At 44.6% G+C, this 12,455-nt stretch carries 13 protein-coding genes; 5 read left to right on the top strand and 8 right to left on the bottom strand.

What is annotated here, in order from left to right; all coding sequences use genetic code 11:
- Positions 1 to 12: 12 nt before the first annotated feature.
- The 4 genes from ASULF_RS05325 to ASULF_RS05310 are packed head-to-tail and all read right to left on the bottom strand — an operon-like array spanning position 13 to position 3,392.
- The gene (locus ASULF_RS05325; protein WP_015590673.1) at positions 13 to 1,083 is read right to left on the bottom strand and encodes an NAD(P)/FAD-dependent oxidoreductase; all 1,071 of its coding nucleotides are present in this window, start codon (positions 1,081 to 1,083) and stop codon (positions 13 to 15) included.
- Complete coding sequence (locus ASULF_RS05320) at positions 1,080 to 1,349, bottom strand: (2Fe-2S)-binding protein (protein ID WP_015590672.1); 270 nt, start codon at positions 1,347 to 1,349, stop codon at positions 1,080 to 1,082. Before ASULF_RS05320 ends, ASULF_RS05325 begins: the two co-directional genes overlap by 4 nt.
- A gap of 10 nt (positions 1,350 to 1,359) precedes the next feature.
- Positions 1,360 to 1,839, bottom strand: a complete 480-nt coding sequence (locus ASULF_RS05315; RefSeq protein WP_015590671.1) for a 4Fe-4S dicluster domain-containing protein — start codon at positions 1,837 to 1,839, stop codon at positions 1,360 to 1,362.
- On the bottom strand, positions 1,836 to 3,392 hold the full coding sequence (locus tag ASULF_RS05310) for an FAD-dependent oxidoreductase (RefSeq protein WP_015590670.1): 1,557 nt from the start codon (positions 3,390 to 3,392) through the stop codon (positions 1,836 to 1,838). Before ASULF_RS05310 ends, ASULF_RS05315 begins: the two co-directional genes overlap by 4 nt.
- Positions 3,393 to 3,742: 350 nt before the next feature.
- On the opposite strand from ASULF_RS05310, the gene ASULF_RS05305 reads away from it, so the two are divergent.
- Together ASULF_RS05305 and rnhB are read left to right on the top strand one after the other, a co-directional pair.
- Positions 3,743 to 5,053: a signal recognition particle protein Srp54 gene (locus ASULF_RS05305; protein ID WP_015590669.1), complete on the top strand. Its 1,311-nt coding sequence runs from the start codon at positions 3,743 to 3,745 to the stop codon at positions 5,051 to 5,053.
- A gap of 16 nt (positions 5,054 to 5,069) precedes the next feature.
- Positions 5,070 to 5,702, top strand: a complete 633-nt coding sequence (gene rnhB, locus ASULF_RS05300) for a ribonuclease HII (protein WP_015590668.1) — start codon at positions 5,070 to 5,072, stop codon at positions 5,700 to 5,702.
- A gap of 22 nt (positions 5,703 to 5,724) precedes the next feature.
- Here rnhB and leuS read toward each other — a convergent pair whose 3' ends face one another.
- Positions 5,725 to 8,526, bottom strand: a complete 2,802-nt coding sequence (gene leuS, locus ASULF_RS05295) for a leucine--tRNA ligase (protein ID WP_015590667.1) — start codon at positions 8,524 to 8,526, stop codon at positions 5,725 to 5,727.
- 98 nt (positions 8,527 to 8,624) lie between these two features.
- Here leuS and pyrH point away from each other — a divergent pair, with 98 nt between their 5' ends.
- Positions 8,625 to 9,308, top strand: coding sequence for a UMP kinase (gene pyrH / locus ASULF_RS05290; RefSeq protein ID WP_015590666.1), 684 nt, complete (start codon positions 8,625 to 8,627; stop codon positions 9,306 to 9,308).
- A 37-nt stretch (positions 9,309 to 9,345) separates the two neighbouring features.
- Here pyrH and ASULF_RS05285 read toward each other — a convergent pair whose 3' ends face one another.
- On the bottom strand, positions 9,346 to 9,525 hold the full coding sequence (locus ASULF_RS05285) for a hypothetical protein (RefSeq protein ID WP_015590665.1): 180 nt from the start codon (positions 9,523 to 9,525) through the stop codon (positions 9,346 to 9,348).
- Between the two features lie 71 nt (positions 9,526 to 9,596).
- Between ASULF_RS05285 and ASULF_RS05280 the strand changes: the two genes are divergently transcribed.
- The gene (locus ASULF_RS05280; protein ID WP_015590664.1) at positions 9,597 to 10,079 is read left to right on the top strand and encodes a GNAT family N-acetyltransferase; all 483 of its coding nucleotides are present in this window, start codon (positions 9,597 to 9,599) and stop codon (positions 10,077 to 10,079) included.
- A gap of 8 nt (positions 10,080 to 10,087) precedes the next feature.
- Here ASULF_RS05280 and ASULF_RS05275 read toward each other — a convergent pair whose 3' ends face one another.
- Positions 10,088 to 10,378 (bottom strand): DUF211 domain-containing protein, encoded by a 291-nt coding sequence (locus ASULF_RS05275; protein ID WP_015590663.1) that lies wholly within the window; start codon positions 10,376 to 10,378, stop codon positions 10,088 to 10,090.
- Between the two features lie 39 nt (positions 10,379 to 10,417).
- Between ASULF_RS05275 and ASULF_RS05270 the strand changes: the two genes are divergently transcribed.
- A complete protein-coding gene (locus ASULF_RS05270) occupies positions 10,418 to 11,071 on the top strand; it encodes a histidinol phosphate phosphatase domain-containing protein (RefSeq protein ID WP_015590662.1) in 654 nt (217 codons plus the stop codon).
- A gap of 99 nt (positions 11,072 to 11,170) precedes the next feature.
- On the opposite strand, the gene ASULF_RS05265 is transcribed toward ASULF_RS05270, so the two are convergent.
- Positions 11,171 to 12,418: a UbiD family decarboxylase gene (locus ASULF_RS05265; RefSeq protein ID WP_015590661.1), complete on the bottom strand. Its 1,248-nt coding sequence runs from the start codon at positions 12,416 to 12,418 to the stop codon at positions 11,171 to 11,173.
- Positions 12,419 to 12,455 lie beyond the last annotated feature (37 nt).

The following is a 12,455-nucleotide window of genomic DNA, read 5'->3' as shown; positions in this document are numbered from 1 at the left end:
AATCTAAAAAAATTAAGCAAACCTTTTTGGCGAGAATTTCTCATATTCCTTTCCTTTCAAAATTATATCAGCCACAATCTCACCAAGGGCTGGAGCTATGCACATACCCTGCCTACCCAAACCGTTTAACTGGATTATGCCTTCAACTTTATCCTCTCCAACCACAGGCAGGCCATCACCACTGGAATCATACACTCCAGCCCACTGTCGCAAAACAGACAGTCCTTTCAGCTTTGGAATCATTTCCACCGCAAGCTTCGCATACTTTGTCAGAAAGCTTAGAGAAGATGATGTTTTCGGGCTGTCAACCTCGCTGCCAATAATCCCCCCAACAACCTCTCCTCTCGCTGACTGACTGAGATACACACCATCCGAGACATTCATTATGTAAGGATCGATGAATGGCTTAAGGCTTTCAAGCACGCATATCTCTTCTTTAACGATTCTGTTACATCTCAATCCAAGAGATCTGTTGACTGAGGCACTCCAAGCTCCAGAGCAGTTCAGTACAAAATCGAATTTATATTCTTCCCCATTTCCAGCCTTTACAGATATCCTGGAGTTGCTAACCTCCACTGATACCTCTTTCTGTGGTATTATCTCCACACCCAGCGATTTACAGCCCCTCTCAAGACCCCAGATGACAGGCCATGGAAATATTACTCCTCCCTCTCCATAGAACGCTCCCACAACAGACTTCGTGTTAAATCCATCGACGAGGCTTTTTAGCTCGTATTCATCGATCTCCCTCAGCTTAACGCCAAGCTCTTTCTGCATCCTCGCCTCTTTCTCAAGCTTATCCATATCCTCATCCGTCTTCGCAACCTTCAGATAGCCATCCTTTCTGAAGAGAAAGTTGAACCTGACTTCTGACTGAGTCCTGTCATATATCTCAATGCTCCTCTTGGCGAGCTTCACAAGCTCCTTCCTACCAAGCATCGGAGTTATACCTCCAGAGTTCCTTCCTGATGCCCCATACAGAGGGTATCTCTTCTCGAATACCGTAACCTCAGCCCCATTCTTTGCGAGGAAGTAGGCTGAAAACAGTCCAGCTACTCCTGCACCAATAACACCTACTTTCATTCCTCGCCCTCCATCAGAATGTAAAGCGGAACCGGATTTACTGGAGGCCTCTGAGTGGTTATCCCAATCTCATCCAAACTTTTTCCTGTTTTCTGAGATAGTATCCTCAAAACATGCATTAAACAGCCCTTTCCCTGGCAGGATCCTGTGGTAACACCAGTATATCTCTTAAGAGATTCAATGTTGTCAAATCCTTCTTCAATAGCATGTATGATCTCCTCTTCAGTTATATCCTCACATCTGCAAACTATTCTGCGATTAACCATAAGATCACCTTTATACATTAACCTTTATCGCTCTGACTTCATATATCAGAGCGGGATCAACCTCTACAGTAACTAAAGCGGTTTTTTCATTTCTCTCAGGAGGCAGCACCCATGTAACGACTCCTTCACCCACAACTTCACCTCTCCGGTTAAGCAGCGTTACTGTATCTCCCTTCTTAGGAGTCGGAAGGAACTCATAGGCTATCGTTACATATCCCCTGCCATTCCTGAGCCTCAGCATGAAGATTGCAAGCCCCGGACATACTTTGATGCACCTCATGCACCCCGTGCACTTCTCGTAATCAACCTTCGGCGTGTCGTTTATGTTCTTCATCTCAATTGCATCGTACTTGCACGATTCAACGCAGGGGGAGCACGGTATCTCCTGAGGACATTCTATGTATGCCACATTCCTCTTCTTCAATCTCTCCTCTGAAGGCTTGGGTGGGAGCTCATCCTCCTCGAGGTAACCCCTCTGAATGAAGCTCATGCCTCAACCTCCACCTTCTTCAATCCCGCAAGAATTCTCTCACCAAATGGCCCCTCTCTGAACTCCTTGAGGTCTCTCACTATCTCATTCCTGAGCTTTACTGCCTCATCTCCACCATATCCCAGCTTTATGGCACAATCCAGGCCAGCAATTCTGCCCTCCATCATCGCGGATGTTGCCTCCTCGATCCCCGCTACGTCTCCGGCAACATACAGCCCGCTTACAGTAGTCTCACCAAATCTGTTTCTCACTGGCACAAGACCTCCAAGCTCCGGAACGAATTTCATCTGGCATCCTGCCTGATACAGCAGCTCATGGGTTGGAGACAGGCCTGTTGCGACGCATATGAAATCGCAATCTATCCTCTTCTCGCTACCCTCAACCTCACGCCAGTTCTCAAGCCTGACTATCTCAGCCCCTTCAACCTTTTTCTTTCCAATAGCCCGCTTTATTGTGTGGCTGACGTATATTGGCACACCCAGCCTCCTGATCTTCGCTGCATGAACGAAGTAACCGCCAATCCTCGGCATAGCTTCCACAACAGCAGAAACCTCTACTCCCGCCTGCATAAGCTGGTAACTCAGGATCAGTCCAACATTCCCAGAGCCGACGATAAGTCCTCTGTTCCCCGGTTTGACCCCAAAAACGTTCATGAGAGTTTGGACCCCTCCAGCACCGTAAACTCCTGGCAAATCGTTATTTTCAAAAATCAGGGTTCTTTCGTAAGCTCCTGTCGCAACTACGATCTTTTTCGGCACGATCTTTAACAGCTTTTTGTCCCTCTCAACAGCCCCGATGATGCCATTGTATATCCCGAATACTTTGGTCTCATACCTGACATCGATATCCAGCTCCTCCACCTCCTTTCTGAGAAGCTCGGCAATCTTTATCCCTCTCGTTCCAGCCCTGTGCTTACCGCTTCCAAAAAATCTGTGGGTTTGCTTTACAAGCTGACCCCCCAGAAATGGGTTCTCATCCATCAGGGTAACCTTTGCTCCGAATCTTGCAGAGAATATGGCTGCACTCATTCCAGCAGGACCTCCGCCGATTATGGCAATATCCGTGTGGATCTCCTCATACCTGCCTTTTTCATCGAAGACGGCTTTTGGTGGATTCCCTATTCCAGCAAAATTTCTGATCTGCTTTGTAACGAAATCCCGCAATGCTTTCGGCCGATTGAATTTCTTGTAGTGGGAGCCATGAGGGTAGAATCTGTCAATTATACTGTCGATCATCCCGAAAATATCTTTATCTGCGTTAGGGAAGGAGTTCTGGGTTCTTATCATCATTCCATCCCTTACATAGACCTTGCAGACCCTGATGTTGGGAACACCATCGACTTCCATCATGCACGATGAACACTTTCCTATCGCACAGAAGAAACCCCTCGGCCTGTGAAACCTGAAAGACCTGCTGAAGGTTGTTATGCCATTCGCATATAATGCTGAGGCTACGGTTTCTCCCTCATAAGCTTTTATCGGTTTCTGATTGAAGTATATCGTAACTTCCCTGCCTCGTTTAAACTCTAAAATCGGATGCTTAGTCAATCTCATGCCATCACCATTGGTCCAAAACTGAATTTAAGTGTTATTTAACCATTATTCAATCCTTGCTTATTTTAAATGATGATGTTAAAGCAGCTTCTTGAAAGTTCGTAATCGATTCTTTCAACCCCATCTGGCATAAGAAAACATCCCGGAAATGCACAACATCACATACAAATTCTATTGTTCAAATCAGAAGAATCGGGGAGCAAATTCTCTGTCCAAATGCAAATATGTTCTTGAGGGATGATATAACCACATTTAGAAAGCTAAGGAGAGATCTGGAAAGCTCAGTGCAGTATATCCAATTCAAAACTGTTTAAGGAAAAGGTTATAATCTCCTAAACCAACTCGGATCAATGGCATTAGAAGCATTAAAGGATGTTGTAAGAAAGATAAAAAGCTCATCCTCTATTGACAAGTATCTCGTAGAAGAGATCGTAAGGGACATTCAGCGAGCTTTGCTCAGGGCCGATGTCAATGTCAGGCATGTGAAGCAGATAAGCGATGCAATCAAGAAGAGGGCTTTGAGCGAGGATGTTCTTCCAACCTTCAATGTAAGAGAGCACATCATCAAGATAGTATATGAAGAGTTAATGCGCGGGATAGGCGAAGGACTTGACATCCCGCTGAAGAAGGCAAAGATAATGCTCGTTGGGTTGCAGGGGAGCGGTAAAACAACCACTACAGCGAAAATGGCCAAGTACTTCAAGGACAAGGGATTGAAGGCTGGTGTGATTACTGCAGATACATGGCGTCCGGCAGCCTATGACCAGCTTAAGCAACTTGCAGAAGCTTACGACATCGGATTCTATGGAGATAAGAACGAAAAAGATGCTGTGAAGATAGTTCGTGATGGTCTGGAGAAGATGAAAGATTACGACATCATAATAATAGACACCGCTGGAAGGCATGCGTTGGAGGAGGGGCTAATCAATGAGATGATCGAAATAAGCAGGGTTGCAAACCCAGATTACAAGCTTTTAGTACTGGATGCAGCAATAGGGCAGCTTGCGAGCACACAGGCCAAGAGATTTCATGATGCCATAGGGATAGACGGCATAGTAATAACAAAGTTCGATGGAACTGCAAAGGGTGGTGGTGCACTATCTGCAGCAAGAGAGATAGGGATACCGATTGCTTTTCTTGGTACAGGAGAGAAAGTTGAGGATTTCGAGAAATTCGATCCCGCTGGCTTTGTTTCAAGACTCCTCGGTATGGGAGACATCAAGGCTCTACTCGAAAAGGTTGAGAGGGTTGTTCAGCAGGAAGATCTCGATCCGGAGGCTTTCTTGAAAGGTAACTTTACACTCAAGGATGTTTACAAACAGATTGAAGCCATGCGGAAAATGGGGCCAGTAAGCAAGATCATAGAGATGCTGCCTCTGGGTGGTCTGGGACTTAAGATTGACGATGACATGATGGAAGCAACGCAGGAGAAAATGCAGAAGTTCAAGTATATCATGGACTCGATGACTGAAGAGGAGATAACCAATCCCGCAATAATCGACTCGTCGAGGATAAGGAGGATAGCGATAGGTTCCGGAACCTCCCCACAGGATGTGAAGGAGCTTTTGAAGTACTACAAGACGATGAAGAGCGTTATGAAAAAAATGAAGAAGGGCAAGTTCGGGAAGCTACCTATCAAAGGCTTCCCAAAGATCTTCTAATGTTTACAGTCCAACCATGAAAATCGCCGGAATCGATGAGGCTGGAAAGGGTCCTGTTATAGGGCCAATGGTTGTTTGCTGTTATGCCATCGACAAAGACAGACTGAACGAGTTAGAGCGATTGGGTGTAAAAGATTCGAAAAAACTCACAAAGAAAAGACGGGAAAAAATAGCTGAGGAGCTTAAAAGCATTGGCAGTTACAGAGTTCTGAAGTTTGAACCACAACAGCTTGACGAGTTGATGGAAGAAAAAACAATAAACGAGATTCTGTATGATGCATGCGAGAAGCTGATCAGGAAGGTTAAGCCAGATATGGTTTTTGTTGACAGTTTTGATGTTATGTCAAGTAGGCTTGAAAATAGACTGGGGAACACATTCAAAAGCTGTAAGGTTAGATGTGAACATAAAGCCGATGATAAGTACCCGGTGGTCGCCTCTGCAAGCATAATTGCGAAGGTTGAAAGAGATAAAAAGATAGAGAAACTGAAAGAAATTTACGGAGATTTCGGAAGCGGGTATGCGAGCGATCCAAGAACGATAGATTTTTTGAGGGATTATTTAAGGAAAAAGGGTCACTTCCCACCAATTGTTAGGAAAAAATGGAAGACATTGAGTAAAATATCTCAGAGATCCCTTGACGATTTTTAGCCTTTCAGTTTTTGCCTTTCAGCTATTGGGCAAATATCGCCGGTTTCATTGGTATGGCGGACTTTCTCTTGCTTTCTGGAACCATCTCCGGGTTGAACTCAACCTCAACACCAACTTCCCTGCTTATGAACTCCAGATTCTCCTTTATCAGCTTCTCTTCATCGATGAAATCCGTTATTTTCTCTTTGATTACATTTTTGACAAAGTTCTGTACTTCCTTGCCAAGCTTTCTGTACTTCTCATCGCTCATCAGCTTTTTGATAGCACTTCTGACCTCCTTCTCTCCTGAGATGACCTTGAGAGCTTCATACTTCCACTCATCAGCAGTGGCAAGATAAACTCTTTCAGCCTTAACGAACTTCAGGATCTCCTTGATATCGTTTATCAGCGTTTTTATGTACTCCTCGCTGAGTTCAGCTTCTCTATCGATTTTGCTCTCGTCAAACTCCGGGTAGCTCTCTGTGCTTATGAAAGTATCATGTCTCAGATGCCAGAGTTCTTCGCATAGGTGCGGGATAAATGGAGCGAGGAGTTTGAGCCAGTCATCAATGATTACCGAGAGGTTCTTTCCACCTCTTCTCAGATACCATCTGACATCGGCCATCATCTCGAAGAATGCCGAGTTCACAGCCCTCCTCGTCTGTAGAGCTTCCATTGCAAGGTTGGTCTCTCTAACGATTCTCTGAAATCTGCTCATGAGCCATCTGTCAAGCATAGATTCAACTGACTCTACTCCATCTTTGATGTTCTCTTTAACAAGCTCGTAGAACCTCCTGAGATGAGAACGCAGACTCTCAACTTCCTTCCTCCTCCAGTCCGCGTCACTGTCGTATTCCGATGTGTAGAGTATGTACATCCTCGTCACATCTGCAGAGTAGTCTGCAACAGCCCTCTTCATCGTGAGCAGTGGGCCCTTGCTCTTCGACATTTTCTTTCCTTCCAGACTCACATACCCGTTTACGGCTATCGCCCTTGGCCACAGCTCTTCTGGAAATATCGCGATGTGGTGGAATAGGAAAAAGAGAAGGTGGTTTGCAACCAGATCTTTCCCAGAACTCCTGAGATCGACGGGATACCAGTAAACGAAGTCCCTTCGTATAACCTCCACTATCTCTTTGTCCAGCCCAGAGGACTCGGATGCCAGCTCTAGGCTACCCTCTCCGAGCAGAACATAGTCCAGCAGCTCTTTGGTCATGTTCTCGGCCTTTAGTAGTCCACTGTTGATGAACTTGGCGAGAATGTAGTAAGCCATGTATATTGTTGAGTCAGACAGGCTCTCTATCAGCCACTCTTTGTCCCACGGAATCCTCGTTCCGAGTCCTTTCCTCCTTGCACAGGCCTTGTCTTTAAGCCACTCAATCTTGTTTCTGAACTCCTCCTTATAGTATTCAGGGACTATCCTCATATTCTCAAGGTGTCTGAGGACCTTAGCCTTCCACTCTGGATTCGAGTAACTAAGGAACCACTGGTCCTTGACGACTTTGACAACACACTTCGTACCACATCTGCACACAACAGGCTTCTCGCTGAACTCGTAGAAAACATCCCCAATACCTTTCTCTATCAGATCTCTCTGCAGCCTATCCTTTATCTGTGATATCTTTGTACCGCTATATTCTCCGGTTATATCCATCAGCACACCTTTGTGGAACTCCTTCTTGTAGAGGATCTTGGTCGCCCTCTCAAGCTCGGGATCGGATTGATCCTTAATACCAAGCTCTCTGATAACCTTCTCGGCAGGAACTCCTTCGGAGAATTCCTGATCCTCGATTCTTATGAGAACAATTGGCTTTATATTTTCGAGAACATCTTTAAGACCATATTTCTCTGCCAGATCGCTTTTTTTGAGATCTTCTATGGCGATGTAGTCATAAGGGGCATGAGCAGGAACGCTCATGACAACTCCAGTTGCATTATCGGTATCGACAAACTCTGCTGGCAGTATTGGTATTTTGTCTTTGGTCACGGGATTGGTTGCATATTTGCCGAAAAGCTCTTCAGCATTGATCTTTCTGACAAACTCAACCTTTTTTTCCGTATATTTTAGCTTCTCGAAAGCCTCCTCGCTTACGAGCCACTGCTCATCATCAACCCTTGCTATAACATACTCGGTTGGCTTGAGCCATATGTTGGTAACTCCAAAGACAGTCTCAGGCCTTAGGGTGGCACACGGCAGGATAGTTCCATCATCTAAACGGAACTTTATAACTGTGAAATCAACAACGGTTGCGTTTTCACCGTGAAGCAGATCGTGATCCTCAACCGGGTTCTGGTCGTTGGGGCAGTACCTTACAGGATGTGAGCCTTTAACAACCAATCCGAGCTCTTTGAGCCTGTAAAATTGCCATTCGATGAACTTCTGATAGGTTTCATCTGTTGTCGTGAAAACTCTCCTCCAGTCAATCGAGTATCCTATGTCCTTCATCGCCTTTAAAGCTTCTTTCGAGAAGTATTCCACGATCTTCTCTGGAGTATCAAGCTTCTTCAGAACATCTTCCGGAACATCGTGGAATTTTGTATAAACCTCAAAGGTCTTCGGATCTCTCTTCTGTATGAGTTCTGCAAGCCCGATTATCGGAGTGCCAGTAACATGGAATCCCATCGGAAAGAGGACATTATATCCCTTCATCCTCATGAATCTGGCAAAAGCATCTCCTATCGTGAAAGTTCTCGTATGACCAGCATGTAAATTACCATTCAGGTATGGATATGGAATGGTTATGAAAAATTTCGGTTTATCTGACGGCTCTGCGTGGAATATACCCTCCTTCTCCCACATCTCTTGCCATTTTCTCTCTATTTCTCTGAAGTCAACTTGAGCCATGAAAACAGGCAGTGTAAATGATTTAAAAATATTTTTGGATTCCCACTATTGCACCAAGTGTCCAAAATTTTAAATCTCTTGGCAATCAACCATACATGATGGGCAGGACTGTAGTCATCTCACTTGGAGGATCGATTCTATTTGGAGAGAACCTCGATTCCAGCAGAATAAGGGGCTTTGCAGAGGCAATAGAGAGAATATCGAAGGACAACAGGGTTTTCGTGGTTGTAGGTGGAGGATGGATAGCGAGGGAGTACATCAAAACTGCGAGGGAGCTTGGCAGCAACGAAACCTTCTGCGATTACATGGGGATTGAGGTTACGAGGCTTAACGCTATGTTGCTGTCTCTCGCTGTAAGGAACTCTCCAAAGGTGGTCCCCAAGGATTTCAGAGAGGCTTATGAGCTGTCGAAGCATTACCCGGTAGTTATCATGGGCGGTACATTTCCCGGGCATACAACCGATGCAACATCAGCCCTTCTTGCAGAGTTCGTGAATGCGGAGTTGCTGATAAATGCAACCTCAGTTGATGGTGTGTACTCTGAAGACCCGAAGAAAAACAGAAATGCAAAAAGATTTGAGAGAATTAAAGCGAAAGGACTCCTGGAAATAGTTGCCAGAAATGAAGCGGTTGCCGGAACAAACACCGTTATGGATTTGTTATCGGTTAAGATCATAGAAAGAAGCAAGATAAAGACATACATAATAAAAGGCACACCTGAGAATCTCATCAGGGCAGTTAACGATGATGTTGCCGGTATCGGGACTGTGGTTGAGATTTAGGTATTGAAGTTAGGTTATATCCCTAAATCATCCTAGATTAGCAGTCGTAGTGTCTTCTGTATCTCTTAACTCCATCGATTTTTAGCACATCTTCATCAGAAACCCTAACGATAAAGTGGTAATCATAAAAGACCCCATGCACCTCATCACAGATCTCTTGTAACTTTTTGAGAACACTGTCCTTTTTGATCAGATCGACCCACACTTCATAGTACATGCCCAATTTCCGAATTCGATTTTTAAAAGCTTTTCAGAAATTTTTTTAATTATTTTAGCTTAAAAAATACCGTGATCGAATATTCGGAGTTCTTCACTGATGAAGATGGAGATATAATTTTCATAACATCCTATCATGAGATTGAGCGAGAAAAGCTCATTCAGATGTACGAAACCTTCAGCAGGGAAAAAAGATGCTGTGGACTGCCACCAATCAAGCGTGAAATGATAGAATCCTGGATTGACTTTCTGCATAACAACGGCCACATGTTCATAGCCAAGCATGGTGATAGAGTTATTGGGCACATCGCGGTTGTGCCTAAAGACGATTCGGCTGAGTTCGTGATATTCATGCATCAGGACTATGAGGGAAAGTTGATAGGTGGGAAGATGGTAAAAACTGTTGAGAAGTTTCTTAAGAGCTTGGGAATAAGAAAGCTGAAAGCTGTTACTGAGAGAACGAACAGGAACGCAATAAAGCTCTACCAGAAGCTCGGCTTTAAAAAAGAAAGTGCTGAAGGTGGCTACATCTACTTCATCAAGATCCTAGGCTGATTGGAACGTCATCTATCCTGTTCGGTTTTCACGGTCTCTATCAGCTTTTTCCCGGCAACAATTTCATCTATGCTGTGGATGACAGCACCCAGCTCCTCAATCACCATCTTGATGTCTTCAAAGCTCATATCGTCTCCAACGATGGTTATCTTGACATTCTCCGTATTCTGATCGATTTCGTAAAGACTTATGTTAACACCATCTATGTTTTCAAGCTCGCTGAGTTTTTTCGCAAGTATCAGTGTACTCGGCTCATGGGGCTTTAAAACATCCAGTACGAGTCTTTTGAATCCAGCCACAGGGAAAATTTTTTCACCTCTCTATTTAAACATTTTTGTATGATCGATTTACATGTGCATTCAATTTTCAGCGACGGAGAACTTGTACCATCAGAGATCGCAAGGAGAATGGCTGAAATCGGTAATGAGGGTATGGCCGTTACAGATCACGCTGACTTCTCAAACATTAAAGACTTGATGAAAAAGCTTGATCAGATGAAGGACTACAGGGATGATTACGAACTCGACATCCTTTTTGGTGTTGAGGTAACGCATGTTCCTCCAAGGCTGATTGGAAAGGCTGTTGAAATGGCGTGGAGGGAGGGGGCAGAGATAGTTGTCGTTCATGGTGAGACTGTGGCCGAGCCTGTTAAGGAGGGAACAAACTATCACGCCTTGTGCGAGGAGATCGACATACTCGCCCATCCGGGTTTCATCGACGAAAAATGCCTTGAGCTCGCGAGGGAGAATGGAATATACTTGGAAATAACCTCCAGAAAGGGACACTGCCTGACCAACGGCTATGTTGCGAAAAAGGCCGAGGAGTTTGGCTGTAGGCTTGTTGTCAACACAGACTCACACTCACCATCTGATTTCATAGACACCGAGAGAGCTATCCGGGTCGTCAGAGGGGCTGGAATTGTGGATTACGGCGAGATTTTGGAGAATTCAAAGAAGCTTATGGAAGAAAAACTAAAAAAACTCAAGAAGTAACTATTCTGCGATTTCTTAACCATTCCGGAAGATCGGCATAAAGATCAAGATTAACTGGCTAATTGATGAAAAGGAAAAATCAGTGCTGTAAATTTGAGATCAGAAAACCCTTTCAAACTCGTCCTTTCTGCTCAGGTATTTTGTAGCATCAATGCCCCATTTAGCTGTGGTACCATCTTCTTTTGAGGACGGATCGAGAGAGCTACCCCTGACCCCTCTTATCAGGACAAAGTCTCTATCAGCCTGAAACCTCGTAGCTATGGCATATTCAATATCTTCGTGGCTGTAGATGTCTATGTCTTCATCCACAACAGTGACACCTTTTATGCTCGGATGGGCTGAAAGGGCTGAAATGATGGCGTTCTTACCATCTCCCTCAGTCACCTTCTCGATCTGAACTATCGCGTGGAAGTAGTGCCTGCTCCCAGCAGTCAGAATGACATTTTTCACTCTGCAAACATTCGATACTGCCTTGAAAATCACAGGTTCATATGGGATACCCATCAGAACCTGATGTTCGTAACCTCCGGGCAATATGGAGTAGAATATGGGATTCTCTCTCGCAAAAATCCTATCGATCTCTATTACTGGCTCCATCCTTATCTTATCGTATGTTCCTGTAATATCCACAAATGGTCCCTCTTCAGCTTTTCTTCCGGTAATTCTCGCTGAGATAACGATCTCCGCCATGGGTGTCAGCAGTCCGTCAATTCGGTATAGTTTCAGCCCGTTCATCAGCTTAGAGGCATAACCGAACTCCTTTCCTGCTGGTACTCTGGTGCTTGCTGCGAAAAGGAACAGTGGGTGACATCCAACGGCGATAAGGATTTTAAGATCCTCACTCCTCTCTACAGCATCCTTCCACATCAAATATGTGTGTCTAGGCGGAACAAGCCTCGCCACAAGTTCTCCTTCTGATTTAACCATCAGCCTGTGGATGCATGCATTGTATGCGTTTACATCATCCTCGTCCCTTGTTGCTATGACCACTCCAGCGGTTATATACCGTCCACCGTCTCGTTCGAAGTACTTGGGGATTGGCAGATCTTTTAGTGTCCAGTTCGTTTTTTTAAGTGGGTTGTCCTCTACAATTTCGATATCACCATTGTAGTCAATTTTAGACAAAAACTCAGCAAGGTTCTCTCTTCTTATCCCAAGATATTTGCATAGGTGTTCCCTTGAGGCGATAAAGTTCTGTGCAAGTTTCTTTCCATCCAAGTTGACCGTAAAAGGTTTCTGCCACAGCCTGTTTTCCTTTATGAATTTGAAAAGATCTTCATGGCCAATGTTTTCATCGAAATCTGTTATCTCGTTGCCAAGAATGCTGATCGCACTTCTGAGATCCATAATAGGAGTTTAGATTAAGGTATTTCAAGTTTGCGTG

This window comes from Archaeoglobus sulfaticallidus PM70-1 (genome assembly GCF_000385565.1).
GTDB lineage: Archaea > Halobacteriota > Archaeoglobi > Archaeoglobales > Archaeoglobaceae > Archaeoglobus_A > Archaeoglobus_A sulfaticallidus.
The sequence above is the reverse complement of the archived record's forward strand: the minus strand, read 5'-3'. Positions and strand labels throughout refer to the sequence as shown.